General features: G+C 66.5%; 23 protein-coding genes. 4 read left to right on the top strand and 19 right to left on the bottom strand.

The window, feature by feature from the left end; all coding sequences use genetic code 11:
* The 15 genes from AB4Z37_RS23375 to AB4Z37_RS23305 all read right to left on the bottom strand — a co-directional run.
* Positions 1-228, bottom strand: a 228-nt coding sequence (locus AB4Z37_RS23375; RefSeq protein WP_441519135.1) for a hypothetical protein, incomplete at its 3' end; no start/stop codon positions are given.
* Positions 229-526: 298 nt separating this feature from the next.
* Positions 527-1,504 carry a FecR family protein gene (locus AB4Z37_RS23370; protein ID WP_441519134.1) on the bottom strand — a complete coding sequence of 326 codons (978 nt, stop codon included), beginning with the start codon at positions 1,502-1,504 and terminating at the stop codon, positions 527-529.
* Between the two features lie 117 nt (positions 1,505-1,621).
* Positions 1,622-2,158, bottom strand: coding sequence for an RNA polymerase sigma factor (locus AB4Z37_RS23365; protein WP_441519133.1), 537 nt, complete (start codon positions 2,156-2,158; stop codon positions 1,622-1,624).
* Entirely contained in the window at positions 2,155-2,856 is a 702-nt protein-coding gene (locus AB4Z37_RS23360; protein WP_441519132.1) for an STN domain-containing protein, read from the bottom strand. The genes AB4Z37_RS23365 and AB4Z37_RS23360 overlap by 4 nt, the downstream gene beginning before the upstream one ends.
* Before the next feature lie 99 nt (positions 2,857-2,955).
* A complete protein-coding gene (locus AB4Z37_RS23355) occupies positions 2,956-3,450 on the bottom strand; it encodes a GNAT family N-acetyltransferase (RefSeq protein ID WP_441519131.1) in 495 nt (164 codons plus the stop codon).
* An 88-nt stretch (positions 3,451-3,538) separates the two neighbouring features.
* Positions 3,539-4,333 (bottom strand): aspartate dehydrogenase, encoded by a 795-nt coding sequence (locus tag AB4Z37_RS23350; protein WP_441519130.1) that lies wholly within the window; start codon positions 4,331-4,333, stop codon positions 3,539-3,541.
* Positions 4,334-4,353: 20 nt separating this feature from the next.
* Positions 4,354-5,052 carry an ABC transporter ATP-binding protein gene (locus AB4Z37_RS23345; RefSeq protein ID WP_441519129.1) on the bottom strand — a complete coding sequence of 233 codons (699 nt, stop codon included), beginning with the start codon at positions 5,050-5,052 and terminating at the stop codon, positions 4,354-4,356.
* Positions 5,046-5,801 (bottom strand): ABC transporter ATP-binding protein, encoded by a 756-nt coding sequence (locus AB4Z37_RS23340; protein WP_441519128.1) that lies wholly within the window; start codon positions 5,799-5,801, stop codon positions 5,046-5,048. The genes AB4Z37_RS23345 and AB4Z37_RS23340 overlap by 7 nt, the downstream gene beginning before the upstream one ends.
* Complete coding sequence (locus AB4Z37_RS23335) at positions 5,798-6,769, bottom strand: branched-chain amino acid ABC transporter permease (RefSeq protein ID WP_441519127.1); 972 nt, start codon at positions 6,767-6,769, stop codon at positions 5,798-5,800. The genes AB4Z37_RS23340 and AB4Z37_RS23335 overlap by 4 nt, the downstream gene beginning before the upstream one ends.
* Positions 6,770-6,816: 47 nt before the next feature.
* Entirely contained in the window at positions 6,817-7,728 is a 912-nt protein-coding gene (locus AB4Z37_RS23330) for a branched-chain amino acid ABC transporter permease (protein ID WP_441519126.1), read from the bottom strand.
* A complete protein-coding gene (locus AB4Z37_RS23325; RefSeq protein WP_441519125.1) occupies positions 7,725-9,056 on the bottom strand; it encodes a cation:dicarboxylate symporter family transporter in 1,332 nt (443 codons plus the stop codon). Before AB4Z37_RS23325 ends, AB4Z37_RS23330 begins: the two co-directional genes overlap by 4 nt.
* An 8-nt stretch (positions 9,057-9,064) precedes the next feature.
* A complete protein-coding gene (locus AB4Z37_RS23320) occupies positions 9,065-10,240 on the bottom strand; it encodes an ABC transporter substrate-binding protein (protein ID WP_441519124.1) in 1,176 nt (391 codons plus the stop codon).
* Positions 10,241-10,272: 32 nt separating this feature from the next.
* The gene (locus AB4Z37_RS23315; protein WP_441519145.1) at positions 10,273-10,815 is read right to left on the bottom strand and encodes a 3-hydroxyanthranilate 3,4-dioxygenase; all 543 of its coding nucleotides are present in this window, start codon (positions 10,813-10,815) and stop codon (positions 10,273-10,275) included.
* 117 nt (positions 10,816-10,932) lie between these two features.
* Positions 10,933-11,910, bottom strand: coding sequence for a dihydrodipicolinate synthase family protein (locus AB4Z37_RS23310; protein WP_441519123.1), 978 nt, complete (start codon positions 11,908-11,910; stop codon positions 10,933-10,935).
* 50 nt (positions 11,911-11,960) lie between these two features.
* Positions 11,961-13,391: an NAD-dependent succinate-semialdehyde dehydrogenase gene (locus tag AB4Z37_RS23305; protein ID WP_441519122.1), complete on the bottom strand. Its 1,431-nt coding sequence runs from the start codon at positions 13,389-13,391 to the stop codon at positions 11,961-11,963.
* Between the two features lie 242 nt (positions 13,392-13,633).
* Between AB4Z37_RS23305 and AB4Z37_RS23300 the strand changes: the two genes are divergently transcribed.
* Complete coding sequence (locus tag AB4Z37_RS23300) at positions 13,634-14,569, top strand: LysR substrate-binding domain-containing protein (protein ID WP_441519121.1); 936 nt, start codon at positions 13,634-13,636, stop codon at positions 14,567-14,569.
* 34 nt (positions 14,570-14,603) lie between these two features.
* Here AB4Z37_RS23300 and AB4Z37_RS23295 read toward each other — a convergent pair whose 3' ends face one another.
* The gene (locus tag AB4Z37_RS23295) at positions 14,604-15,464 is read right to left on the bottom strand and encodes a formylglycine-generating enzyme family protein (protein WP_441519120.1); all 861 of its coding nucleotides are present in this window, start codon (positions 15,462-15,464) and stop codon (positions 14,604-14,606) included.
* Between the two features lie 398 nt (positions 15,465-15,862).
* Here AB4Z37_RS23295 and AB4Z37_RS23290 point away from each other — a divergent pair, with 398 nt between their 5' ends.
* From AB4Z37_RS23290 to AB4Z37_RS23280, 3 genes are all read left to right on the top strand, one after another.
* Positions 15,863-16,789 carry a DUF4399 domain-containing protein gene (locus AB4Z37_RS23290; protein WP_441519119.1) on the top strand — a complete coding sequence of 309 codons (927 nt, stop codon included), beginning with the start codon at positions 15,863-15,865 and terminating at the stop codon, positions 16,787-16,789.
* A gap of 33 nt (positions 16,790-16,822) precedes the next feature.
* Positions 16,823-18,787, top strand: coding sequence for a caspase family protein (locus AB4Z37_RS23285; protein ID WP_441519118.1), 1,965 nt, complete (start codon positions 16,823-16,825; stop codon positions 18,785-18,787).
* An 88-nt stretch (positions 18,788-18,875) separates the two neighbouring features.
* Positions 18,876-21,095 (top strand): hypothetical protein, encoded by a 2,220-nt coding sequence (locus AB4Z37_RS23280; RefSeq protein ID WP_441519117.1) that lies wholly within the window; start codon positions 18,876-18,878, stop codon positions 21,093-21,095.
* Positions 21,096-21,186: 91 nt separating this feature from the next.
* Here the strand turns inward: AB4Z37_RS23280 and AB4Z37_RS23275 are convergent, their stop codons facing one another.
* The 3 genes from AB4Z37_RS23275 to AB4Z37_RS23265 all read right to left on the bottom strand — a co-directional run bounded on the left by AB4Z37_RS23275 (position 21,187) and on the right by AB4Z37_RS23265 (position 25,958).
* Positions 21,187-23,436, bottom strand: a complete 2,250-nt coding sequence (locus tag AB4Z37_RS23275) for an FG-GAP-like repeat-containing protein (protein WP_441519116.1) — start codon at positions 23,434-23,436, stop codon at positions 21,187-21,189.
* Between the two features lie 141 nt (positions 23,437-23,577).
* Positions 23,578-24,222 (bottom strand): DUF4384 domain-containing protein, encoded by a 645-nt coding sequence (locus AB4Z37_RS23270; protein WP_441519115.1) that lies wholly within the window; start codon positions 24,220-24,222, stop codon positions 23,578-23,580.
* Between the two features lie 20 nt (positions 24,223-24,242).
* Positions 24,243-25,958, bottom strand: a complete 1,716-nt coding sequence (locus AB4Z37_RS23265) for a caspase family protein (protein ID WP_441519114.1) — start codon at positions 25,956-25,958, stop codon at positions 24,243-24,245.
* Between the last annotated feature and the right edge of the window lie 5 nt (positions 25,959-25,963).

Here is a 25,963-nt window from a genome sequence, read left to right as displayed (position 1 = left end):
GGCCTGCGTCGCCTGCATGGCCTGGATCGCCTGGGTCGCCCGCATCAGCGCACTCGAGCCGTTGGCCGCCGCGGCCGCCGCCTGCTGAGCCGCCGCGCTCGCGGCATCCGACGCATAGCTCGGCGCCGCGATCGTCGGCGCGCTGCCGAGTTGCGCCGCGAATACACCCCCGCCCCCTGTCAGCACGGTCAGCAGGCTCGTCCCCGCCAGCAACATTGCCCGCGTCACGCGACCTGATCTCTGCACGCACCGAGGAACGGTCCGGCTGACAACAGGCGTGTACGAACGGCGGCGGCTCGGCTTTCGCATCGGTCGAAGCTCATCATTCATGAAGCGGCGGGGAGAAGCGACCCCGGAGGCACGCCGACACCGCCGCGAAAGGCGCGCGCGCCTCCCACGACGACGACGTCGATCCATCGTCACTCCGTCCTTTGCGGACCTTGCTGTGACGTTCCGCTCGCACCGGATGTGAATCCGGGCCGCAATCTTTTTCGACGAATGTTTTGTGACACGCCCCGCGGCGCGATCAGCCGATCAGGACCACCCCGCCCGGCAAGTTACGCACCCGCGCGCCAAAGACCTCGTGCACCTGGATCATGACGTCGTCGAGCCGGTCGAGCTTGAAGCGGGCCGTGACCAGACCACGCCCAAGTGTCGCATCCAGCAGCACGATGCGCCCCGGCCGATAACGGTTGACCTCCGCAATGACACGATCGAGCGGCTCCTTGCGGAACATCAGATAGCCGCTGCGCCACGCCGTGACGACGGTCGGATCGACGGCTGTCACCGCGCCGAGGCCGCCACGCCGGTAGACCACCTGCTGGCCCGCCCCGAGCATCACCTCCTGATCGGCGACGGCAACCCGCACGTTGCCGGCAACGCAGGTCACGGAGGTCGCCGGTCCATCACAGCGCACGGAGAAGTTCGCCGCCGTTGCCGTCGCCGAGCCATCGCCGGCAATGACCCGCACCGCCTTGCCCTTCAACATGGTCGCATCGATCGCCGCCTCGCCCGCGATCAACTCGAAACGATCGAGGCCCGGCATGGCCGGACGCAGCACAATGCTGGTCTGGGTGTTCATGGCGACCGGCACGGCGTCGGCAATGACAATGTCGCGGCGTTGACCGACGCCGGTGCGGTAATCAGCCGCGAGCTCGGACAGAGACGGCCACAGCTCCAGCGGCGGACGCACCACCAGATAGCAGGCCGCCGCCGCGGTCGCCGCAGCTGCCCCGCCGAGAAAGGCGCGGCGGCCGATGCGCGGTGCCGGCCGGTGCACGAACCCGTCAGGCTGGAGCGCCCCGCTGCGCAGCAGTCCATCGATCGCCGGCGGCAACGCCCCCCACAGCCCGCGCGCCCTCTCGAGCGCGGCGGCATGGGCCGGGCTCTGCGACTGCCAGGCGGCCAGCGCGGCCCGCTCGGCCGCGGTCGCGTCCTCATCGGTGATGCGCACCAGCCATGCCAGCGCCTCGCGCTCCAGCGCGGCGCTGTCCTGTGCACCCATGGCCCGATCCGTCGTCATGCCCGCTGTCTGTCCTTCAACGCGGCTAGCGCCGCCCCATCGGCAACGCAGCCCCTATCCCTCAAGACGATCCGATGACGGCAGATGTGCACGGCGTTCTTACGATTTGTCATCGCGATCGCCCCCCGTGGCATCGAGATGATCCCGGCACGCTTCCAACGCGCGTTGCAGCTCGAACTGGACAGTCCGGCGCGAAATGCCGAACCGCCGGGCGATCTCGGCACGCGGCAGTTGCTGATAGCGCGCGGCGATCAGAATTGCGCGCTGGCGTGGCGGCAACGCCATCAGCGCACGTGCGAGCTCCGCCAGCTCCACCCGCGCCTCGACAATGCCATCCGGCCCCGCGCCCCCATCGGGAATGTCCAGAATGACGTCGGCGTCCTCAACCGTACGACGCGCGCGGCGCCGCTCGCTGCGCCGACGATCGGTTGCGACATTATAGGCCGCCTTGAACAGGTAGGCGCCCGGACTGGCCACGGCCCCTGGTGCGTCGCTGCGATTAAGCCGCAGGTAGACCTCATGCAGCGCTTCGCTGGCCAACTCGGCCGACCCGAGCCGCCGCGTCAGGCGTTCACGCAGGTCGTGATAGCGCTCGACCAGCAACTGCCGCAGGGCCGCCCAGCTGGTGTCGGTCATGGCGTGGCCCCCCGGCATTCGTTCCGGCCAGTCGCCGCCGAGGGCGAGATCAGCATGGTCACGGGCTGGGGCATGTCGCGCGGCGCAGCCTGCCCGACCGGCAGCCCGCGCAGCGCGACGGTGATCGCCTCGTCACGCGCGTTGTCGCCGGACGGCCCGAGCAATGCAGCATCCCGGATCGTGCCGGCAATCCCGATCGAGAACTGCAGAGCGATACGATAACTGCCCGGCCGGGTCGTCGCCTGCCGGCACAATGCGGCAATGATCCGATCCTGCACGTGGCCGAGATAATTCTCGAAACCCACCACCTGGCGCGACGGCACCGCGCGCGGCCGCGCCACAACCACCAGGGTGAAGGCCCCGTCAGCCGTGGTGCGGGCCGCAAGGCCGGTCCCGACCAGCAGCTCATCGAGCGCGTCGTGAGGCCAGCGCCGTCCTTCCACCCGGGCCGATATCCGCGCCGCGGTCAACGCGCTGGCGTAGAGCACCTGCAGACCCGTCACCTGCATGTAACTCTCGAGCGCGCTGTCGAGGGGCTGCGATGGAATGTCGAACTGGAGCTCGGAGTTCACGGACGCGGGCTGCGCGTGGACAAACGACATGCATGCAACCGTTGCGATCATCGTCTTGCCCGCGGCGCGCAGGACCGCCGACCAATCGACCGACCGCGCGGAGACGGCGCACCACATCACGAGCATTGTCATCCCTCGGAAGCGTCGCTCCGATCGCAGCTCCCCGCATGTGGCCGGGATATATTGCATCAAGATGACAATTCGGTAACACCATCAAGCGCTTTGCTACGCAACTGGCTTGCTGCTCAACACCAGGAATACCTCGCCGCGGAGCGTAAAACACGCGACCTCAGCCATTCCCAGGCGCTGATGTGCGCGCAGCGAGGGGGCGTTGCTGGCCTTGATGAACAGGATGGCCTCGCGACCGGGCCAGCGCGCGACAAGATCGGCGTACATCGCCTCCAGCACGCCCTGCCCGCGCGCCGCCTGATCGACGCACACGGGACCATAGACATAGGCATCCGGTTGTCCGGGCCAGGCCTGCAGCATGGCAACCGCGGGCGGTGCCGTCACCCAGTCCCTGCCGCAGGTGAACAGCGCGCCGAGCAGCCGCGCGCCATCGACCGCCACAACCACGAGGCCGGCAACGTCGATCCAGCGTGCGACCACCTCGACCGGCCAATCGCCGAACAGCGCGCCGCCGCGCGCGGCGCCGTTGGCTTCAAGCAGGGTGGAGATGGCGGCCGCATCGGCCGCCGTCGCCGGACGCGTCACGATCATGATTTCAAGAACCTCCGAACGCCGTCTTCCCGCAACCAGCCGTCCGGCGCAAGCCCAGGCCGTGGGCACATTCCAATGGTCTGCGCCTTTACAGGCTGAGCGAACGGCTGCGCCCCTCGATCAGCCGCACCACGCTGAGTGCGGTCAGCTCCGACGTCTTCGGATTGGCGGCGAACGGCCGGTTCTCAACCGTAACGCTGAGCGAGCCGAAATCGCCTCGCGCGCTGAGGTGATGGCTGTTCAACGCCGCGGCGGGATCCGCTACCAGCATCACTTCCGTACGATCGAGGCCGACGCCGGCCAGCGCGGAAATGACAGCCACGTTGGCGTTCGCCGGAAAACGAGCGGCGGCCTCGCGCGCGGTGCCGGTGAAAAACGCCTGCGCCGACGTCAGCGTCGCGAGATCGATCAGCTCCTCGGCCGCCGTTCCCCGCCACGCGGCTGGCGGCTTGACGATGCGATGACTGACGCGGTCGAGCGGCAACCGTCCGGCGGCAGCCAGCGCATCAAGGCCGCCGAGCGCTCCCGGCGGCACCAGGATCTGGCTGCCGCAGCGCTCGGCCTCGTCGACAAGACGGCTCAGCAGTGCGTCATCGGTGAAAGCGCTTGTCGAACAGACGACAAATGCCGGGGCATGACGCAGGCTCGCAAGCCCCCACCCCTCGACCGCAGCGCGGCCCGCGGCCTCGATCACAAGATCGGGGGCAAGATCACGCAACGCGTCCGGCGACGGCAACCAGCATGCGCCGGCCGGCAGTTCGCGATCGCTGGCCGGCGCCTGTCGGGTCGCGATGCCGGCGATCGCGATATCGTCGTTGCGCGTGGTCAGCAGTTCCGCGACCCGCCGGGCGATCGCGCCCCAGCCGACGAACGCAATGCGCAACGGTTTCCTGCTTGCGGTGCTCATAGCCCGACATACCGCTCGATGGCCGCAGCGTCGCGTTCGAGGGCAGCGCTGTCGCCGCTCCACACCGTGCGCCCCTTCTCGAGGATGTAATGATGATCGGCGAGCCGCTTCAGCACAGCCATATTCTTGTCGATCAGCAGGATCGACTGCCCCTGCTCCTTCAGCGTCGCGATGCAACGCCAGATCTCGCCGCGCACGATCGGCGCTAGGCCTTCGGTCGCCTCGTCGAGGATCAGCAGCTTCGGATTGGTCATCAGCGCCCGGCCGATCGCCAGCATCTGCTGCTCGCCGCCGGACAGTGTGCCCGCATATTGCCGCGCGCGCTCCTGCAGCCGCGGAAACAGGCGATAGATGCGTTGCTCGGTCCACGGCTCGGCGCGGCCACCGCGGTTGGACGCGGTGGCGACGAGGTTCTCGCGCACGGTCAGCGTCGGAAACACCATCCGCCCCTCTGGCACGAGGCCGATGCCGCGCCGTGCGATCACCTCGGGCGTCGCTCCGCCGAGCGAAGCGCCATCGAACGCGATGCCATCGCTGGCAGCCACCAGGCCCATGATGGCGCGGACCGTCGTCGTCTTGCCCATGCCATTGCGGCCAAGCAGCGTGACGATGCGGCCGTCCGGCACCTCGAGGTTGACGTCGAACAGCACCTGGCTCGCACCGTAGGAGGCCCGCAGGTTGGTCAGCGTCAGCATGCTTCGTCGCCCTCGCCGAGATAGGCGGTGCGGACCGCCGGATCGGAACGGATCTCCTCGGCGGTGCCACTCGCGATCACGCGCCCATACACCAGCACCGAGATGCGATCGGCCAGCGCGAACACCGCATCCATGTCGTGCTCGACCAGCACGATGGTCACCCTGCCCTTGAGCTGGCGCAGCAGCGCGACCATGGCCTGGCTCTCGACCGGGCTGAGCCCCGCCATCGGCTCGTCGAGCAGCAGCAGCGATGGCCGCGTCGCCAGCGCGACCGCGAGTTCGAGCTGCTTGCGCTCCCCCTGGGCGAGATCGGAGACGCGCGTCGCCGCGCAACCAGCAAGTCCGACCTCCTGCAGCAGTTGAATCGCCTGCCTGTTGGCATCACCATGCCTCCGGGCATTGGCGAAGAAGCGGAAGCTGTGGCCCTCGCGCACCTGCACCGCCACAGCGACATTGTCGCGGGCGGTCTCGTCGGACAACAGCTGGGTGATCTGGAAGGTGCGCGCGAGCCCACGGTGAACCCGCTGCCAGGGCGACAGGGCGCCAACCTCGACGCCATCGAGCAGGATCGCCCCTGTGTCATGACGAAGTTCACCAGCCACCTGATTGATCAGCGTGGTCTTGCCGGCCCCGTTCGGCCCGATCAGGGCATGCAACGCGCCGGTCGGCACGGACAGGCTGACCTGATCGGTTGCCGTCAGGCCGCCGAAGCGCTTGCACACACCGCGCAGTTCGAGCGCCGGCGTCATGGCCGCCCTCCGATCCGCCGCACCAGCGCCGCGAGGCCGCCGCGGCTCAGCATCACGATCGCCAGCAGGATGATGCCGAGATAGAGCTGCCAGTTCTCGGTCCGGGCGGCGAGCGCCGTCTCCAGCACCACCATGGCGGCGGCACCGAGGATCGGCCCGACCAGCGTGCCGGCGCCGCCGAGAATGACCATCATCATCAGCTCGCCGGACTTGGTCCAGTGCATCATGTCGGGGCTGACGAAGCGCAGATGGTTCGCCATCAACGCGCCGGCAAGTGCCGCGCCACCGCCGGCGATGATGAATGCGACCAGGCGATAGCGGTACGGCGCGATGCCGATCGCGATCATGCGCCGCTCGTTCTGGCGCAGACCGGACAGCACCACGCCGAAGCGCGAGCGCACGAGGCATGCGGTCAGTACGAACCACGCGGCCGCGAGGCCAAGGCAGATGTAGTAATAGACGACGTCATCCCGCGCATCGACCAGCGGCAGCACGTCGCGCCGGCGCATCATCAAGCCATCGTCGCCGCCATAGGTCTTCAGCGACACGAACAGGAAGAACAGCATCTGGGCGAACGCCAGCGTGATCATGATGAAGGGCACGCCACTGGTGCGCAGCGACAGGCTGCCGATCAGCGCCGCCGCCGCCGCCCCGACCACCACGGCGGCGAGCAGCGCGAGCGGAAGGCTGTCCGTGCCCGGTACGAGGTCGAGAAAGGCGCTGCGCTGGGCAAAATGCTGGTAGAGAATGCCGACCACATAGCCGCCGACGCCGAAGAACGCCGCGTGGCCGAAGGTGACGAGACCGCCATAGCCGAGGACCAGATTCAGGCTCATCGCGGCAATGGTGTAGATGGCCACCTGTGTCATCAGGCCGGTTGCCGATGGCACGTTCAGCGCGTTCGCCGCCATCGGCAGCGCGAGCAGCGCCGCAATCGCCACCACGGCCACGGCGCTCCGCAGCGTCATAAGCGGTGGCACCGATCGTGCGCTGCCGTTGTCCAGTGAGTCCGACGTCATGGCTGCCCCGCCAGCAGCCCCTGCGGGCGGATCAACAGCACCAGCGCCATCAGCAGATAGATGCTGATCGCCGACAGGCCGCTCGCCAGCGCGTCGGCATTGGAACCGGCCATCACCTGACGCAGCAGCATCGGCAGGAACGCCCGCGCCAGCGTATCGACGAGGCCGGCCGCAAGTGCGCCGAAGAACGCCCCGCGTACCGAGCCGAGGCCACCGATCACGACCACGACGAAAGCGAGGATCAGGATCTGCTCGCCCATCCCGACCTGCACCGAGGTAATGGGCCCCGCGATGACACCCGCAAGTCCCGCCAGCAGCGCTCCGAGGCCAAACACCGCCGTGTACAGCAGCGCGACATTGACGCCGAGCGCCCGCACCATCTGGCGATGGGTGGCGCCGGCACGCACCAGCATGCCGACACGGGTATGGCTGATCAGTACAAACAGGCCTCCGGCGACCGCAAGACCGAGCGCGATCACCAGCAGCCGGTACAGCGGATAGTCGAGGCCCGGCAGCAGCCTGACCGAGCCCGACAGCGCCGGCGGAATCGCCACGAACAGCGGCTGGCGGCCGAACAGCATGTTGGCGCCCTGGTTGACGATCAGGATCAGGGCAAAGGTCGCCAGCACCTGGTCGAGATGATCGCGTGCATAGAGCCGGCGCACCACGGCATACTCGATGAGAACGCCGCTGGCGGCCGCCGCCACAAGGCCGCCGCCGAGCGCGAGCCACACCGACCCGGCTTGTGCCGCCACCAGCGCGGCCGCATAAGCCCCGATCATGTACAGCGAGCCATGTGCAAGATTAATGACGCCCATGATGCCGAAGATCAGGGTCAGGCCCGCCGACATGAGAAACAGCGTCAGGCCGAACTGGACACCATTGAGGATCTGCTCGACGAGGATCATGGCGTCCGTCCCGGAATGCTCACGGGCTCAACGGCCGGCGCATCAGACACCGGACCGGTCCAGATTGTCGCGGACGACTCTGCAAGCGCATCTCGCCGGCAGGCGGCATCGAACTTCGCCCGGTCGAGCGCCCCTTCCCAGCGGGCAATCACCAGCACCGCGACCGCGTTGCCGATCATGTTGGTGAGGCCGCCACACAGCGCCATGAAACGGTCGACGCCGAACAGCAAGCCAAGGCCGCTAAGCGGCAGGGCGCGGGTGCTCTGCAGCGTCGCCGCGAGCTTGATGAACGAGCCGCCAGCGACGGTCGCCCCACCCTTCGACGTCAGCAGCAGCACCGCCAGCAGCGTCAGTTGCGCGGTCCAGGGAAACGGCGTGTCGGTCGCCTGGGCGATGAAGCCGACGCCGATCGCCATGTACAGCGACGTGCCGTCGAGGTTGAAGCTGTAGCCAGCCGGCAGCACGAAACCGACCACCGCCTCATCACAGCCGGCGCGCGCGAGCTTCTGCATCAGCCGCGGAAACGCCACCTCGCTCGAGGAGGTGCTGAACACCAGCATGATCTCTTCGCGGATCAGCCCGAGGATCCGGATGATCGACAGCCCGGCGAGCGCCGCGACGGCGCCCAGAACGGCCAGCACGAACAGGGCCGCGCAGGCGAAGAACAGCACCACGACCGCAGCAAGATGCGCCAGTGCGCCGCTGCCGTAGCCGCCGACCGTCGCCGCCATCGCCCCGAACGCGCCGACCGGCGCGAACCGCATGATCCAGTCGAGCACGATGAACAGCAGGCGCTGCCCTTCCTCGATGCCGCGCACCAGCACGGAGGCGGGCTCGCGCAGCGCGCCAAGTGCAAGCCCGGCGATGACCGAGATGAACAGGATCTGCAGCACGTCACCGCGGGCGAATGCATCGACCGGATTGGCTGGAATGATGTGCAGCAGGAACGTCGCGAAAGAGAACGCCTCGCTGGCCGCCACGCTGTTGGGCAGCGGCGCCCCGAATGCTGTGGCATGCAGGCCCTGCCCCGGCTGCACGATGTTGACGGCCGCGAACCCCAGGAGCATCGCGATCGTGCTGACCACCTCGAAGTAGACCAGCGTCTTCAGCGCCAGCCGGCCGAGCCGGCGCATATCCTTGATGGCGGCGAGGCTGTGCACGACCGTGAAGAACACGATCGGGCCGATCAGCATGCGCAGCAGCGCCACGAAGGCGTCGCCGAACGGCTTCATGGCCACCGCCGTCACCGGCGCCGCCAGGCCAAGGGCCACGCCGGCAACGATGGCGATCAGCACCTGGACCTGCAACCTCATCAGCCAGCGCGTCATCATCCGTCCTAGAACTTGCAATCCCTGGCGTAGGCGTCGCCGTGATCGGACAGGATCTTGCCTTTGGTGGCGAGCACGAGCTTGCCATCCGCGGCCTTCTCGGCTTTCAGCGCCCACCAGTCCTGCACCGGGTGCTGGTTGGAACCGAACTTGAACGCACCACGGGTCGACAGAAAATCGGCCTTCAGCATCGCCTGACGAAAGGCGTTGACGTCATCGAGCTTGCCGCCGGTGCCCTTGAGCGCCGCGCCGATCGCCAGTGCCGTATCGTAGCCCTGGCTGGCGTAGTAGGTCGCCGGACGCTGGTAAGTCTTGTCCCAGGCCGCCATGAAGGCCTTGTTGGCGGGATTGTCGAAGTCCGAATTCCAGTGCGAGGTGACGTTGACGTCGAGGCCGGCCTCGCCGACCACGGCGAGCGTCACGGCGTCGAGCGAGGGCGCGGCCACCACCATCGGGATCTTGTCCTTCAGGCCCGCCTGCTGGTACTGGCGCAGGAAGGCGATGCCGAGGCCGCCTGGTTCGAACTGGAACACCGCCTCGGGATTGGCCGACCGGATCTGGGCGAATTCGGCGGCAAAGTCGGTCTGGTCCAGGCGCGTGAAGCTCTCGCCGGCGATATGGCCCTTGTAGAAGCGCTTGAAGCCCTCCAGCGCGTCCTTGCCGGCCTGGTAATTCGCAGCAACGAGATAGACGCTCTTGTAGCCGAGCTTGCTCGCAAGCTCACCCGCGCTCTCGTGCAGGGAATCGTTCTGCCACGACACGACGAAATAGTTGGGATGGCAGCCCTTGCCGGCGAAGGTCGACGGGCCGGCATTGGGGCTGACATAGATCGCCCCGGCATCGAGCACGTCGGGCACCGTGGCGCCGGCAACGTTCGAGAACACGATGCCGGTGAAAATCCTGATCTTGTCGTTCTTCAGGAAGCGGTCGGCGATCTGCTTGCCCTGCCCAGGCTTGGCGCCGTCGTCCTCGACGACCACCTGCACCGGCACGCCGCCGAGCTTACCGCCGCCCATGTTGATCGCGAGCTCGAAGCCGTCGCGAATGTCCTGACCGAGATAGCCACCCGGCCCCGACAACGAGGTGATCAGCCCGATCTTGACCGGCTCCTGCGCCGATGCAGGTGCGATCCACGCGATCTGAGCCGCGAGCATCGCCGCAGCTGCAATCTTGAAACCCCTCATGCTCTCCCCCTTTTTGTTGATTGTGGCCGCGCCTACAGCTTCACCCAGCCCGCCGGCGGCTCCTTGCCCGGATGCATGGTCTTGCAATGCGGACAGGTGCGCGCCGCCTCGTTGCCGTAGAACGCGCGGTACAGCGGCGGCAGGTCGTCGACGATGCTCTCGAGATCGACCTCGACCCGGTGCACAAGCCCCTGGCACTCGAAGCAGTACCACTCGAAGGCATCGAGAATGCCGTCGGGGCGCTTGGGCTCGACCACGAGGCCGACCGAGCCCTCCTGCGGACGCTGCGGCGAATGACGCACATGCGGTGGCAGCAGAAAGATTTCGCCTTCTCGGATCGGCACGTCGTAGTGCTTGCCGCCATCGACGACCTTCAGCACCATGTCGCCGCGCAGCTGGTAGAAGAACTCCTCCACGGGGTCATCATGAAAGTCGGTGCGCCGGTTGGGACCGCCGACCACGGTGACCATCAAATCGGCGTCCTTCCAGATCTGCTGGTTGCCGACCGGCGGCTTCAGCAGATGCTGGTGCTCGTCGATCCATTTCGCGAAATTGAAGGCCCGCAGCCGTCCCAGTTCGCTCATCGCCTCTCTCCCTTGTCCGTCGCAACGCCCGGCCGCGATCGTTGGTATTGTCTCGCCCGGGTATCATCGTTTTCAATGGCCACGCCAAGTCACGACCGCGGCCATGCGTCAACCCGCCGCCCGTTGCGCCTGTCCGGTCTGCAGACCGCAGGCCTCGAACGCCCTGCGCGTGGCAGCCTTCTCTTCCTCGGTCAGCTCCAGCAGTGGCGGACGCACCGCGCCGCCGGCCTGTCCCAGCAGGGACTGCCAGTATTTCTGATGCGCGTGCGGCTTTTCCGCCGGACGCGTGGTGCGCAGTGCCGCGCGCACTGGATCGAGGCTGTCGCGCACCGCGCGCGCCTCATCGATGCGGCCGGCGAAGGCGAGATCGGTGTAGGTTCGCATGCGGCGGTCGACCGCGCTCTGCAGCAGGTACGGCGGCGACGAACAGAGATACAGGCGCCAGCCGAGCTCGACGATGTTGTCGAACCATTCCTCCTCAGACGCTGTGCTGACCTGGATGCGGTCGGAGGCGAGCCGCGTCAATTCCTGGTACATCGGCCGTGGCACGCTGTACTTGATCGCCACCACGTTCTCGATGTCGGCGAGCTGGTTGCACAGCTGCGGCGACAGCAGGTAGCCGCTGTCGGGATGGCTCCACAGCGCAATCCCAATATCGACCTTGGACGCGATGGTGCGATAGTAGTTCAGCACGGTCTCGTCGTGCGCCTTGAAGAAATGCAGCACCGGGGCGTGCACCACGATGTAATCGGCGCCCACCCGCTGCGCATGGCGCGCGAGGTCGATCACCACATCCATGTTCTGGTCGGAGCACGACATGATGGTCGCGCCGCGCCCTTCGCTGGCCGCCACCGCCAGCTCGAACGAGCGCTTGCGCTCCTCGACCGACATCGAGAAGAACTCGCCCTGCTTGCCGGCGATGAACAGGCCGTCGATGCCGAGATCGCCGGTCCAGTGCGCGACGTTGCGACGGAAGCCGTCCTCGTCGATCGACAGGTCCGGCCTGAACGGCATCAGGGCCGCTGCCCAGATCCCTTTCATGTTGGCCTTCGCGTAAGCCTTGGCGTCTTTCTTGCTGTACTTCATTGTCCTGTCCAATCCCCTGAACGCCGGCAGCGAGCGCCGGCGCGACGCGCTCACGCCAGCCGGTGCGAGACGTTCTTCACCACGGTGTAATGCGACAGCCCCTCGGCGCCGCCCTCGCGACCAAAGCCGCTCTCCTTGACGCCGCCGAACGGCGTCTCCGCGACCGACGCCTCCAGCGTATTGATCGAAAAATTGCCGGCTTCGATGCCCTCGGCGAGACGGTCGGCGTTGCGCGCCGAATGGGTGAAGGCATAGGCGGCGAGGCCGAACGGCAGTGCGTTGGCCTTGGCCAGCGCTTCGTCGAGCGTCTTGACCGGATTGATCAGCGCCAGTGGACCGAACGGCTCCTCGGACATCGCGCGGGCCTCGTCGGGGACATCCGCCAGCACGGTCGGTGCGAAGAAGTAGCCGCGGTTGCCGAGCCGTTCACCACCGGCGAGCAACCGCGCGCCCTTGGCCCGGGCATCGGCGACCAGCGTCTCCATTGCCTCGATGCGGCGATGGTTGGCGAGCGGACCCATGTCGGTGCCGGCGTCGAGGCCGTTGCCGACCGTGATCGCCCGCGCCTTCTCGGCGAACGCCCTGACAAAACGGTCGTAGAGCGGCTCCTGCACGAAAAAGCGGGTCGGCGACGTGCAGACCTGGCCGGCGTTGCGCATCTTGCGGACCGCCGACATGACCGCGGTCTCGACGGGGTCGACGTCGTCACAGACGATCACCGGCGCATGGCCGCCGAGCTCCATCAACACCGGCTTGACATGGCGTCCCGCCATTTCGGTGAGGCGCTTGCCGACCGCGGTCGATCCCGTGAAGGCGACGAGACGCACCGGATCCTGCGGAATGAGATATTCGGAGATTTCCGCCGGCACGCCGAATACCAGGTTGAGCACGCCCGGCGGCAGCCCGGCATCATGGAAGGCGCGGACAATGTGCTGCGCGCCCGCCGGCGTCTCCTCTGCAGCCTTGATGATGATGGAGCAGCCTGCGGCAAGCGCGCCGCCGATCTTGCGCGCCGGCTGGCTCATCGGAAAATTCCATGGCGAGAACGCCGCCACCACGCCGATCGGCCGATGCAGCACGATGTACTTGATGCCGGGTTCGCTCGGGATGACGCGACCGTAAGTCCGCAGCCCCTCGGCCGCATCCCATTCGAAAAACTCGCAGCCGCGGATGACCTCGAGACGCGCCTGGGCGATCGGCTTGCCGTGCTCCAGCGTGATCGCGAACGCGATCTCCTCGATACGCTCGCGCATCAAGGCCGCGGCCTTGAGCATGATCTCGGCGCGCTTCGCCGGCGCGGTGCGGCTCCACACCTTCAGGCCTTCGGCCGCCGCGACCAGCGCGTCGTCGAGGTCGGCGCGGGTTGCGACCGGCACGGTGCCGATGACGGTCTCATCCGCGGGATTGATGACGGGCAGCCCCGACGCGGCCTTCCGCCAGGAGCCGCCGATATAGAGCTGGAGATCGGGATACTGCGCCATCGTCAAGAGCCTCGGGAGATCCGTGTTCGGACAGGATGAAAAAGCTGGCGGGCCGCAGCGAGCGCATCGGCGCTTCCGCCATCCGGTCGGAACAGTCCGTGGCCGCCCGTTCGGTTGGGGCGGAGCGTGCTGTTGCTCGAGGCCGTGATGTCCCGCGTCATGGCGTGATTAGGCGGCGCGAGCGTTTAAGTTGCAATGCTTATAATTCTTATTTATTCATAACGAGAACAATATGAATTGCCATGAACATCACGGTCCGCCAAATCCAGGCTTTCCTGCAGGTCGCAGCTTTCGGCAGCTTCACCCGCGCCGCCGAGAAGCTGCACACCCTGCAGCCCGCGCTGTCGCAGCAGGTGCGCGACCTCGAGGCCGAGCTCGGCATCCGCCTGTTCGACCGCACGACGCGCCGGGTCGAGCTGACCGAGGGCGGCGCCGAGTTTCGCAACATCGCGGCCAAGATCATCGAGGATCTCGAGCTCGCCGCGCGTAACGCCCATGAACTTGCCGAGCGCAAGCGCGGCCGCGTCGTGATCGCCGCCCCCCCTCTCCTCGCCGCCGCCATCGTGCCGCGCGCCATCGCCGAATTCCGCCAGCAGTATCCGGGCCTCACGGTCCGCCTGATCGATGCCCGCACCGACCAGATCGTCGAGCTGGTGCGCTCAGGCCAGGTCGACTGCGGGATCGGCACCTTCCACGCCGGCGAGGACGGCATCGTGTCGACGCGGCTCGCCCGTGACAGCCTGATGGTGTTCTGCGCGGCGCAGCACCCGCTGGCCCGCCGCACTGCGGTGCAATGGCGCGAACTCGACGGCCTCTCGCTGGTGACGTTGACCCGTGACAGCGGCATCCGTCTGCTGGTCGAGGTCGGCTTCGAGACCGCTGAGATCAAGCTGGTGCCGGCCTATGAGGTGGCGCAGATCACCACCGCCCTGGCGATGGTGGAAGCCGGCCTCGGCGTCGCGGTGCTGCCGACTTATGCCCTTGCGGCGGCCCGCGCGCTCGACATTTCCGCGGCCATGCTGGAGCCAGGCCTGACGCGCGACATCGCCCTGATCACCCGGACAGGCCGTTCGATCGCTCCGGCGGTCGCGGCATTCGCTCGCGTGCTCGGCAAATACGCCAGCGGCGCGGTGCCCGACACCAGCCGCACGCCGACACGCAAGGCCCGTAAACGCTGACGGCCGGCCGACGGTCGCCGCGATCGGGCCATCGTCATTTCAGATCACGCGCCACACGAAAACCGTTGGCGTAGTAGCGCACATCGATGTCATAGCGAAACCGCGCACTTGATGTGGCGAGGTTCGGCTTGTTGGCGAACGAGCCGCCGCGCAGCACGCGCTGCCGACATTGTCCGGTGGTCCAGGCTGAACCGTCCTTGGGCGCCTTGGAATAGTTGTCGTTCCAGCAGTCCTCGACCCATTCATAGGCATTGCCGGCCGTGTCGTAGAGGCCGAAGCCGTTCGGCCGGAACGAACCGCCGGGCATGGTCTTGTGCAGGGAAGTGTCGGCGCAGCCGTCGCAGTTGGCATAGCCCTTGCCGACATCCTTGCCCCACCAGTATTTCGAGGTGGTGCCCGCGCGGGCGGCATATTCCCATTCCGCCTCGCTCGGCAGGCGATAGGCGCGGCCGGTCTTGCGCGTGAGCCAGGCCACGAACACTTTGGCATCCTCCCAGCTCACGTCGATCACCGGCTGCGGGCCGCGCCCCCAGCCATGGTCGTCCGGGCGATATTTGCAGTCGCCGTCGGCAACACAGGCGTCCCATTCGGCGAACGTGGTTTCGCGGCGTGCGATCGCGAACGGCGTTGCGATCGTCACCTTGTGCGGCGGCGCCTCGAACGGCGTGTCACGGCCGCCCATGTCGAAGTCCCCGGACGGAACCACCACCAGTTCCGGGCACTCCGGACAGTCCCGGACAATTTCGCCGGGCTCAGGCACGGCCTGTGGCGCGGCAATCACCAGGACATCATGGCGCGGCGTGGTGGCGCCCGCATCCGGGGCGGGACGGCCGAGCGGTGCAGCCAGCAGGCTCGTCGCCCACAGGCCAGCCAAAAGGACAAGCAATCTGACCATCATAGCCCCATCGACGTGGCGTTCCCGCCATTGCGCGCCGCTCGTGCGCTGGATCTGACATTCGCTTCGACATCGCCGCGAGCCCGTCACGCGAAGGTCAAATCCAAAACCACAGTAGCATGATCCATGGCGCCCCATGGGATGGGTAGGACAAAAAGCCGGGCGGTTCAAAGCCAGGGATCTTCGACGCGCCGCAGCATCACTGCCATCAAACGATCGCAGCAGTTGAAGAAAATTGTACCGCCGCGCCAACGCCGCGGTGATGCCGCGCCTGACCGCCAACTTCCCTTTCGGCAATTCCAGTGTATCATTTCACCACCTGCGAGGGACCAGGTCCTTGACGTGTTCGGGCGGCTGGCAGTGTTGCGCCAGCGGCCGCAATGTTGATGGAGGAACTCGTGCTCTCACGCGCAGCGACCGCGTTTGCGGTCTCGTGTCTGGTTGTTGCAGGCCTTTTCACCACCGTCGCCCAAGCCCAGAAGTCCGGTGGCCCGACGCCGTCCCCGGCAGGTTCGGCGGTCTATTTCATCGATCTCAAGGACGGCCAGACCGTTCCTGGCAAGTTCACCGTACATTTCGGCCTGAGGGGCATGGGCGTCGCGCCTGCCGGATCCGACAAGGAAAACTCAGGTCATCATCACCTGCTGATCGACACCGATCCGCCGCCGATGGACCAACCAATCCCCAATGACTTCAACCACCTGCACTATGGCGCGGGACAAACCGAAGCGGAGGTGACGCTGGCGCCGGGCGACCACACCCTGCAGTTGCTGCTCGGCGACAAGAACCACATCCCCAATTCGCCACCGCTGATGTCCGAGCGTATCCGCGTGCATGTGGTGGAGGGCACGGCTGCGCCCGCCGCGGCCGCATCCGCCGGGCATGGCGGACACGATGGACATGCCGGCCGCCATCCCTCGCCGCCGGGCGCCAAGGTCTATTTCGTCTACCCGACCGACGGTGCTTATGTGACGCTCAATCCGGTGATCCGTTTCGGCCTGAACGGCATGGGGGTCGCCCCAGCCGGCTTCGAGAAGGTCAATACGGGACATCACCACCTGTTGATCGACACGGATCTGCCGCCGTTCGACCAACCTATACCGAATGACTTCAATCACCTGCACTTCGGCGCGGGCCAGACGGAAGCCAAGGTCACGTTGACGCCGGGACGCCACAAGCTGCAGTTGCTGCTCGCAGACGAGAACCACGTGCCGCACGACCCGCCGATCTATTCGGCCCCGATCGAAGTCACGGCGACCGTCACGGGGAAGAAACCGCCGGCCAAGAAGAAGCGCAAGTATCGCTGGAGGTACCGCTACGAATGAACGACCGGCCATCCGGCACGCCCGGAGTGTGACATGAGAAGGCCGCTCTCCATCTGGATCGGCGCGGCATGCGTCGCAGCGCTGCTGCTCGGCTCGGTCGGCCGCGCTGAGGCGGACCGGCGCATTGCGCTCATCGTCGGCAACGCCCATTACGGCAACCCGGCGCTGACGCTGAGCAACCCGAAAAACGATGCCGAAGATGTCGCGGACGCGCTGCGCGCCGTCGGCTTCGAGGTGCTGAAGGCGACCGACGCCAGCAAGCGCGACATGGACCTGGCGATGGCGCGGTTCGCCCGCGCCGCCACCGATTCCGACGCGGCGCTGTTCTTCTATGCCGGCCACGCGCTGCAGTATCAGGGGCGCAACTATCTCATTCCGACCGACGCCGAGGTCGAGGACGAGGTCAGCCTGCGCTACCAGCTGATGCCGATCGATGACGTGCGCGCCGCCCTCGACCGCGCCACCGGCGTCAAGGTGATGATCCTCGACGCCTGCCGCAACAACCCCATCGTGGAGTCGATCCGTCGCCGCACCACAGGCGAGAGCCGCGCGCTCGGGGGCCAGCGCGGCCTCGCCCGCATCGACAAGACGCAAGGCATGGTAATCGCCTATTCCACCGCCGCCGACGAGGTGGCCGCCGACGGCAGCGGCCGCAACAGCCCGTTCACCCGCGCCTTCCTCAAGCGGCTGAAGGAGCCCGGGCTGGAGATCGAGCAGCTGTTCCGCCGCGTCGCTGCCGACGTCAACACCGAGACCGGCGGGCGGCAGCGGCCGGAAACCTATGTCTCGCTGCTCAGCGATTACTACCTGAACCAGACCGACCGCACCGCGTACGACGTCGTGAAGGAATCGTCGGACCCCGCGGTGCTGCGGGACTTCGTCAGCAAATATCCGTCGTCGAGCTACGTTCCGGACGCCCGCTACCGCATCCAGCACCTCGAACTGCAGGCCCAGGAGAAGCAGCTGCAGCAGATCCGCCAGGAAGAAGCAGCGCGGCGGCAGGAAGACCAGCGCCGCGCCGATCAGGAGGCCGCGCTGCGCAAGGCCGACGAGCAGCGCCGTCTCGACGACCAACGGCGGGCCGAAGAGCAACGCAAGCAGGATGAGCAGCAGCGCGCAAGGCAAGCCGAGGCCGAACGCACCCGCGCCGAACGCGAAGCCACGCTGCGCCAGCAGGACGAGCAACGCCAGAAGGCCGCCGCCGAAGCCCAGCGCCCACCGCAAAAGGTCGCCGGGATCGAACGGCTCGACCAGAAGGACACCAAAGCCGAGACGCCGCCCCCACCGACCGCCACCACGGCTTCCTGCGACCAGGACGCCGCGCGGCTGGCCCGGCTGCGCGCCAATCCGGCGCTCGCCGACATCGTCCAGTTCGAGCGCGAGCTGACCTGTGATCGCTTGCGGCCGCAGGTCGCGCGCCTGCGCGAGAGCCTTGCGCCGCCGGGCTCCGGTATCCTGACACCGGTCGCGCCGCCTCAGCCCATGGCGCTCGACAATCCCCCGCCCCTCGCGTCGCCCCCGCCTCCCGCGCCGGCAAAACCTCCGGAGCGCCTCGCAGATCTCAAAAGCCAGCCGTCCGCGCCTGCGGCCGAGCAGACCGAGGCGTGCAAGCAGGCCGAGGCGCGCCTTGCCCGGCTGCGCGCCAATCCGTCCTATCCTGACGTGGTCGCATTCGAGCGCGAGCTCGGCTGCGACCGGCTGCGCTTGCAGGTGGCGCGGCTGCGCGAGAGTCTGGCGCTCGCTGGCAGCGTGCCGGACGCGCCGCTGGCCAATGCCGCCACCGATGTCACACAGGATCGCCAGGCCACGGTGACGCCACCGACAGTGTCGTCCTCACCCGAAGCGCAGAAGCAGGCCTGCGAGCAGGATCGCGCCGCGCTGGCGCGGCTGCGCAGCGCTCCGTCGCGGGACGGCGTGCTGCGCTTCGAACGCGAGCTGCGCTGCGAAGCACTGCGTCCGCAAGTGGCGCGGCTGCGCGAAAGCCTTGCGGAGCACTGAAGGTCCGCCGACGGCATTGTCACCAGGCCGCGCACCCCGCTAAGATTGCAATCACAAGACGTTTTTCATCTGACAGTTGGCGGTCAACATGATCGGTCTCTATCCTTTGAACATCATGCTTTTCAACGGCAAGATCCTCTACAACGGGCTGGATTCATCCAACCGGCGCAGCCTTTGGGTGAGCGACGGGACCACCGCCGGCACAGTGGAAATCGGAGGGCTGGGCGGCCTGGGCGTAACCGGCGCATATCGCTACGGTCTGGCACCGTTGAACGTGAGCGTCGTCGGGGCGTCGGCTTATTTTCTTGGTCAAGACTCCAGCAGCTCATATGGCCTTTGGGTCACCGACGGAACAACCGCCGGCACGGTTGAAATCGGCGGCCTCGCCAATCAGGGCGTCACCGGCGCTCCGTCGAGTGGTGGTCTAGCCCCCTTCGACATTACCGGTTTCAACGGCAAAGTTGTCTTCAACGGCTACGACAGCAGCATCGTTCGCGGCTTGTGGATATCGGACGGCACCGCGGCTGGCACAACCGAGATCGGCGGAGTTGGCAACGCAGGCGTGACCAATGCCGCCAACGGGTTGAATCCCAGTGACATGACGGTCTTCAACGGGAAGCTCCTGTTCAACGGCTACGACACTGTTCCCGCACAGCCCGGTATCGGGATTCGCGGCAACCCCATCTTCAGCCGCGGTCTCTGGATCACCGACGGCACTGCCGCCGGCACGACCGAGATTGGCGGCCGCGGCAATGCCGGCATCAGCGGCGTGACTTGGGCGCTCGACCCCAACGACATGATCGTCTTCAACGGCAAGGTCCTGTTTTCGTCGGGACTTGACAGTGCGGGCGGTCGCGCGCCCGACAATGTGACATTGTGGATGACCGACGGTACGGCAGCTGGCACGATCGAGATCGGCGGCGCGAACAATGCCGGTATCAGCGGCGCTTATTCCGGTGGCCTCAATCCGTCAAACATGACCGTGCTCAACACCACGGTGGTGTTGAATGGCTATGATTCCAACGGCCACGCCGGCCTCTGGACGACCGACGGTACCGCCGCAGGCACGATTGAGGTCGGCGGCCTCAACAACACCGGTGTCGCCGGCGCCTCCTCGTCAGGTCTCAATCCCACCAACATGGTCGCGTTCAACGGCAAGGTATTGTTCAACGGCACCGATGCCGCCGGCAACCACGGCCTCTGGGTGAGCGATGGTACGGCCGCCGGCACTTATGAGATCGGAGGTCTTTCAGATCAGGGCGTGCTCAACGCCTCTCAGTATGGCCTCAATCCATCGGGATTGACCGTGTTCAACGGCAAGGTCGTCTTCAGCGGCGCCGAAACCAACGGTGTCTCCAGCCTCTGGGTGACCGATGGCACGGCAGCCGGCACCCACAAGTGGGGCAAAGGGGTCGGCAATGACTTTCTTGGCAACGGTATCGGAGGCCTGTTCTGGCAGAACACCGCGTCAGGCGCCATCGGCGAATGGCTGCTGGATTCCGGTGGCAGCGGCCAGATTACCGCTGCGCCAAGCCTCGGTAATGCGCTGGGCACTACCATACTTGGCACCGGCGATTTCAACGGCGACGGTGTCGCCGACGTACTGACCGAACAGAGCGATGGCACGCTCGGCGCCTGGCTTATCCAGAACGGGCAGATCTCGGCGGCGCCGACACTGGGCACCGTGCCCGCCGACGTCAAGGTGGCGGCGATCGGCAATTTCAACGGCAACGGCATCGACGACATCTTCTGGCAGAACACGTCGAGCGGCCAGATCGGCGAATGGTTGATGGACCCCCATGGCAGCGGACAGATCACCTCTGCTCCGGCGCTCGGCATCCAGCCGGCCGACCTGCAGATCCTCGGTGCCGGCGATTTCAACGGCGACGGCACCGACGACATCTTCTGGCGCGAGAGCGACGGCACCGTCGGCGAATGGTTGATGAGCGGCGGGCAGATCAGCAGAGGCATCACCCTCGGCAGCACGCCCGCTGGCCTGCAAATTCTCGGCTTCGGCGACTTCACAGGCAACGGCACCGACGACGTGGTCTGGCGCAGCGGCAACACGGTCGGCGAATGGCTGATGCAGAACGGCCAGATCAGGCAGTCCATCACCCTTGGCAACGTGGCCTCGACCTGGCAATTCATCGGTACCGGCAAGTTTTCTGCAAGCGCCGCCGATGGAATGTTGTGGCGCGACAGTGTATCCGGCGGCCTGAGCGAATGGCAGATGTCAAACGGTCAGATTTCGCTGGCACCGGGCCTCGGCACCGTCCCCGCCGGCGTCAACATCTTCACGCACAAATAGGTGCCTGCACTCCGCACCGATCAGATGTGCGGCTCGAACAGCACCGTCACACGTCCTCGGACGCGCTCGGCACCGCCGGGCCACGCCGCTGCTAGGCGTGGACGGTCATCTTCACGTCAGCTCCAACCTGGCCAAGAACCGGCGCCTGATTGATCTGGCCGTTTGACATCTGCCACTCGATCAGGTTGCCGGAGATGCCGTCACGCCAGACGACATCATCGGTGCCATTGCCGGTGAAATCGCCAGTCCCGACGAACTGCCATGTGGCAGCGACACTGCCGAGCGTGACCGACTGGTGGATTTGGCCGTTCTGCATCAGCCATTCGCCCACGGTGTTGCCGCTGCGCCAAAAAACATCATCGGTGCCATCACCGTTGAAATCACCGAATCCCAGAATCTGCAGTCCGGCGGGGGTGGCACCGAGCGTAATGCCGCCGCTGATCTGCCCGTTCGCCATCAGCCATTCGCCGACAGTGCCATCGCTCTGCTGCCAGAAGACATCGTCGGTGCCGTTACCGGTGAAATCGCCGGCACCGAGGATCTGCAAACCCGCCGGCTGCGCGCCGAGCGCCGGCGCCGACACGATCTGTCCGCTGCCATGGGGATCCATCAGCCATTCGCCGATCTCGCCGGTCGACGTGTTCTGCCAGAAGATGTCGTCGATGCCGTTACCGGTAAACTTGCCGATCGCCGCCACCTTGACGTCGGCAGCCACGGTGCCGAGCCCGGGCGCCGCCGCGATCTGCCCGTTCGACATCAGCCATTCGCCGAGCGTGCCGTCGCTTTGTTCGATGAGCACGTCCGCGGCGCCGTCACCATTGAAATCGCCGGTGCCAAGAATGGCAATGCCCGACGCGTCGCCAAGATTGGGGGCGGACGCAATCTGTCCGCTGCCACTTGAATCCATCAGCCACTCACCGACAGCGCCCGAACTGGTGTTTTGCCAGAAGATGTCGCTGACACCGTTGCCGACAAAGTCGTTTGGAGTCGCCGTCCCCATACGATGGGTGCCCGCCGCGGTACCGTCAGTCTGCCAAAGGGTCGATACGCCATTGGTCCCGGCACCGCTGAAAACAAGCCTGCCATCGAACACGGTCATCAACGATGGATTGAGACCGGCGGAAGACGCGCCGACGACGCCGCGGTTGCCAGGCCCACCGATCTCATATGTGCCGGCGGCCGTGCCGTCGCTCACCCACAGGCCGAGGTCGCCGAGTGAATCCGTCCCCTCGAAGTAGACCTTGCCGTTGAACACGGTGAGATCGTGCGGTTTGAGGCCGGCCGCGCCCGCGCCTGTCACGCCCGCGTCGTTGAGGCCGCCGATCTCGACCGTGCCGGCCACAGTGCCGTCCGTCACCCACAGGCCATTGGTCTGGCCCGTCAGGCTCAGCTCGGTGTTGGCGCTGTCCGATCCCCGAAACAACGCCACACCGTTCAATACGGTCAAGTCCGAAGGATGCAGCCCTGCCGGATTGGCGCCGGTAACGGCTTGATTGAGCCGCCCGCCAATCTCGATCGTCCCAGCGGCAGTGCCATCGGTGACCCAGAGACCGACATAGCTGGGATTGGGATAGCGGGAGATCCCGTCAAGGCCGGCGAACAACACCTTGCCGCTGAACACCGTCATATCGGTAGGCTGAAGGCCTTCCGACGAAGCACCACTGATCCCCGCGTTCTGCAGACCGCCAAGCTCCACAGTGCCTGCCGCCGTGCCATCGCTCACCCAGAGGCCATAGCTCCAGAATGCGACCGACCCGAGCGAGCCGGGGAACGAATTGTCCCTGCCCGAGAACAACAGCATACCGTTGTAGGTTGTCAGATCCGTGGGCGTGATCCCCGCCGACGAGGCACCGCTGATACCGGCATCACCGAGGCCTCCGATCTCGGTGGTCCCGGCCGCGGTGCCATCGGTCACCCAAAGTCCCCTCGAGCCTCCGCTGTCAGTCCCATGGAAGAAGACCTTGCCATTGAACACGACCATACTGCTCGGCTGAAGAGCTGCCACTGACGCGTTGGCGATGCCCTGATTGCCGAGACCTCCGATCTCAGTCGTCCCGGCCGCGGTGCCGTCAGTCATCCACAGCCCCTCGAGGCCGGAGGAATCCATGCCCTGAAACAGCACCTTGCCGTTGAAAACGGTCATGTCCTGCGGGAGGAGACCTTGCGCGTAGGCACCGCCGATGCCCTGGTTCTGCGGGCCGCCGATTTCTTGCGTACCGGCCGCGGTCCCATCGGTGCGCCACAAGGATCGCGCCCCCGCGGCGTCAATGCTATCGAACAGCATCTCATTGCCGAGGACGATCAGATTCAACGGATAGAGGCCGATGGTCGTCCGGTTCATTTGCCGATGCTCGCGACTTGAGGTTTCCCGCGCTCAACTGGAAGTTACATCAGTGTCGCCGCTCGCACAATTCTGACCGAGAGCAGCAGGCCGCGCGGCTGGGTCGCATGGCTGCGAAGCTGGCCTCCGGCCGCGACGCCCCTACTGGATGGAATAAGCCTTGATGTCGAACGACCAGCTGCTCGGCAGCAGCTTGCCGCTGCTGCCGTCAGGCACGCGCAACTCGCTGGTCCAGGTGGCGAGATAGCTCAATGCGTCGGACGGTCCCTGCAGCCTGCGCGGCATGTCCGGCAGATCGAGAAGCTGGACACGGCGCTCACTCCAGATCACCACCATCGCCGCCGCGCCGGTCGGCGGCGTAATGACATACTCGAAGCCGTGCTGCCGGGCAGCCGCGGGCGGAATCTGCAGCTCTTCACCCGGGCGAACGAAATTGATGTCCTTCTCGCCGGACTGCGCCAGCAGTTCAGGGCTCGGGAAGATCTGGGTCATGCGCCCTGTGGCATCGACATCCACCAGCACCACGTAGCCGGCCTTGCGGGCGGTGACGCGGAACGACACCTTGCCGCCGACGCCGACGGTCTTGTCCGGCGTCATCTGCAGTGACACGCTGGCGGTGTTGACCGGCGTCGACGCCTGCGCACGCCAGAGCCATTGCGAGACCGCCATTTCAGGGCCCCGCCGCAGCGGCATCGCGGGCGCCGGTACGATGGAGATTCCGACGATGACCAACGCCACCCACACTGGCCGCCATTCGCGTCCGTGCGGCGTCTTCACCGGCAACATGGCGAGCCCTCCTCGCATCATCAGGGCACACTGAAGAAGCCGACCGACCCGATCCGCGCGTCCCCCGGCAGATAACGTTCGAGGCTCTTGATCACCTGTCCCGGCGCGCGGCGCCGGTTGAGCTGCATCAACACCTTTTCCAGATCCGCCATGCGCTGCTGCGAGGTCACCGCAACGATCTGCTCAGCGCCGAACGGCTCACGCACCCGCAACTGCAGCTTCAGACTCGCTGATGTCGCCGGCGATGCGTCGGAGCCGATCGGGTACAGCATCTGGATGGTGCCGTCGCCGGAGACGTTGAACAGCACCACGGCCCGCGACGCCACATCCGCAAGGTTGACCTCGACGGTCTGCTCGTTGCGATGCTGGCGATCATCGGGCGAGATGCGCATCACCTGCGGGGATTGCGTCGCCATGCGCTTGAGCTCGCGGATCGCGGCGGTGCGATCAACCACCGTCGGCAGATCGGCAACGTCGACGCCGTAGGCGATCACATCGCCCCAGGCGATGACGTCGTGCGACACCGGGTCCCAGATCAGGTCGGGATTGTCGGTCGGCTGAACCGTCTGCACCGCGACGTCCCGCGGCTTGACGTTGGGGAAATAGGTCAGCTTGCCGTCGAGCGCGGCAAGACGGATCGGCGCCGAAATCCGTGGAGACGGCGCGCCGCTCGTTGCGGTCGATGGCGCGGCGGCGGTGCTCGGCGGCGACGGCTGGCGCAACTCGGCCGGCGGCGCCCCCGCAGCCGGCCCAGGCGGCTGCGCCGGGCTTCCCCCCTGCATCAGTACCACGCCGCGCGTCAGTTCGAAGGCGATGTCGGTCTCCGGCGTCTGACTCGGCGACGACATGGTGACGACGTTCTGACGCTGGTCGGACAGCTGATAGACCACTTGGCGAACGTTGTTGAACAACTCCTTCAACGTCACCTTGCCATCATGGTTGGCGTCGGCATTCCCCTCCACGGCGCGGGCGATCGCATAGCTCAGGGCACCGCGCAGGCCGTCGATGCCGGGAACACGCACCTCCGGCGCCTTGGTGCTGCGGTCGACGGCGGCAAGAAAGGCCGTGCGGTCGAAATCGAGCTCGGATTTCGGATCGCTCTTGTCCGACACCGGCTTCAGCTCGTCGACCAGCAAGGTATAGCGCGGCACCTGGCGAAAGCTCATCTCGGCGGCGCGCGGATCGATGTCGCGCGCCATGCCGCCGCCATGGCAGGTGTCGGCGATGAAGATCACCTTGGCGCCGCGCAGCTCGAACTGGCGGATGAAATGGTTGAACTCGCTGCCGAGGATGCGCTGCAGCGATCCGGCCGGCGTGGTCTCGAAGCCCGGCAGCAGGAACACGTTCTCCATGCCGTCCGGTTCGGAGCCCTTGATGCGTTCCGGCTCCTGCGTGCCGTGACCGGCGATCGACAGGAAGACCAGATCGTTGATCCTGGTGCGCTCGACCATCGCGCTGATCTCGCGCAGGATGCTGGCGCGGTCGGCCTGGGCGTCGGTCAACTCGATCACGTCGCGCACGCCCATGCCCTTCAGGCTCGCGGCAATGTCATTGGCGTCAGCCACCGCCCCCTTCAGCTTGCGCACATGCTGATAGTCGTCGATGCCGATCACGAGGCCGCGCACCATCCCGCCGTCGGGGCTGTTGATGGCCAGCCCATCGGCGGCCTGTGCCATTGGTGACGCCAGACCGACCGCGGCGATGCACACAACGGCGAGGCAGAGCTGTCCGACCATCCGGA

Origin of the sequence: Bradyrhizobium sp. 2TAF24 (assembly GCF_052115025.1) — a bacterium.
In the GTDB taxonomy this organism is placed as follows: domain Bacteria; phylum Pseudomonadota; class Alphaproteobacteria; order Rhizobiales; family Xanthobacteraceae; genus Bradyrhizobium_A.
This window is presented reverse-complemented; position numbering and strand designations above follow the sequence as displayed.

Bases quoted from the DNA above. Each gene is read 5' to 3' on its own strand.
- AB4Z37_RS23370 (WP_441519134.1), bottom strand. From the start codon at position 1,504: ATGGGTGCACAGGACAGCGCCGCGCTGGAGCGCGAGGCGCTGGCATGG.
- AB4Z37_RS23365 (WP_441519133.1), bottom strand. From the start codon at position 2,158: ATGACCGACACCAGCTGGGCGGCCCTGCGGCAGTTGCTGGTCGAGCGC.
- AB4Z37_RS23360 (WP_441519132.1), bottom strand. From the start codon at position 2,856: ATGCTCGTGATGTGGTGCGCCGTCTCCGCGCGGTCGGTCGATTGGTCG.
- AB4Z37_RS23355 (WP_441519131.1), bottom strand. From the start codon at position 3,450: ATGATCGTGACGCGTCCGGCGACGGCGGCCGATGCGGCCGCCATCTCC.
- AB4Z37_RS23345 (WP_441519129.1), bottom strand. From the start codon at position 5,052: ATGCTGACGCTGACCAACCTGCGGGCCTCCTACGGTGCGAGCCAGGTG.
- AB4Z37_RS23340 (WP_441519128.1), bottom strand. From the start codon at position 5,801: ATGACGCCGGCGCTCGAACTGCGCGGTGTGTGCAAGCGCTTCGGCGGC.
- AB4Z37_RS23335 (WP_441519127.1), bottom strand. From the start codon at position 6,769: ATGACGCTGCGGAGCGCCGTGGCCGTGGTGGCGATTGCGGCGCTGCTC.
- AB4Z37_RS23330 (WP_441519126.1), bottom strand. From the start codon at position 7,728: ATGATCCTCGTCGAGCAGATCCTCAATGGTGTCCAGTTCGGCCTGACG.
- AB4Z37_RS23325 (WP_441519125.1), bottom strand. From the start codon at position 9,056: ATGACGCGCTGGCTGATGAGGTTGCAGGTCCAGGTGCTGATCGCCATC.
- AB4Z37_RS23320 (WP_441519124.1), bottom strand. From the start codon at position 10,240: ATGAGGGGTTTCAAGATTGCAGCTGCGGCGATGCTCGCGGCTCAGATC.
- AB4Z37_RS23310 (WP_441519123.1), bottom strand. From the start codon at position 11,910: ATGAAGTACAGCAAGAAAGACGCCAAGGCTTACGCGAAGGCCAACATG.
- AB4Z37_RS23305 (WP_441519122.1), bottom strand. From the start codon at position 13,391: ATGGCGCAGTATCCCGATCTCCAGCTCTATATCGGCGGCTCCTGGCGG.
- AB4Z37_RS23300 (WP_441519121.1), top strand. From the start codon at position 13,634: ATGAACATCACGGTCCGCCAAATCCAGGCTTTCCTGCAGGTCGCAGCT.
- AB4Z37_RS23295 (WP_441519120.1), bottom strand. From the start codon at position 15,464: ATGGTCAGATTGCTTGTCCTTTTGGCTGGCCTGTGGGCGACGAGCCTG.
- AB4Z37_RS23285 (WP_441519118.1), top strand. From the start codon at position 16,823: ATGAGAAGGCCGCTCTCCATCTGGATCGGCGCGGCATGCGTCGCAGCG.
- AB4Z37_RS23280 (WP_441519117.1), top strand. From the start codon at position 18,876: ATGATCGGTCTCTATCCTTTGAACATCATGCTTTTCAACGGCAAGATC.
- AB4Z37_RS23275 (WP_441519116.1), bottom strand. From the start codon at position 23,436: ATGAACCGGACGACCATCGGCCTCTATCCGTTGAATCTGATCGTCCTC.
- AB4Z37_RS23270 (WP_441519115.1), bottom strand. From the start codon at position 24,222: ATGTTGCCGGTGAAGACGCCGCACGGACGCGAATGGCGGCCAGTGTGG.
- AB4Z37_RS23265 (WP_441519114.1), bottom strand. From the start codon at position 25,958: ATGGTCGGACAGCTCTGCCTCGCCGTTGTGTGCATCGCCGCGGTCGGT.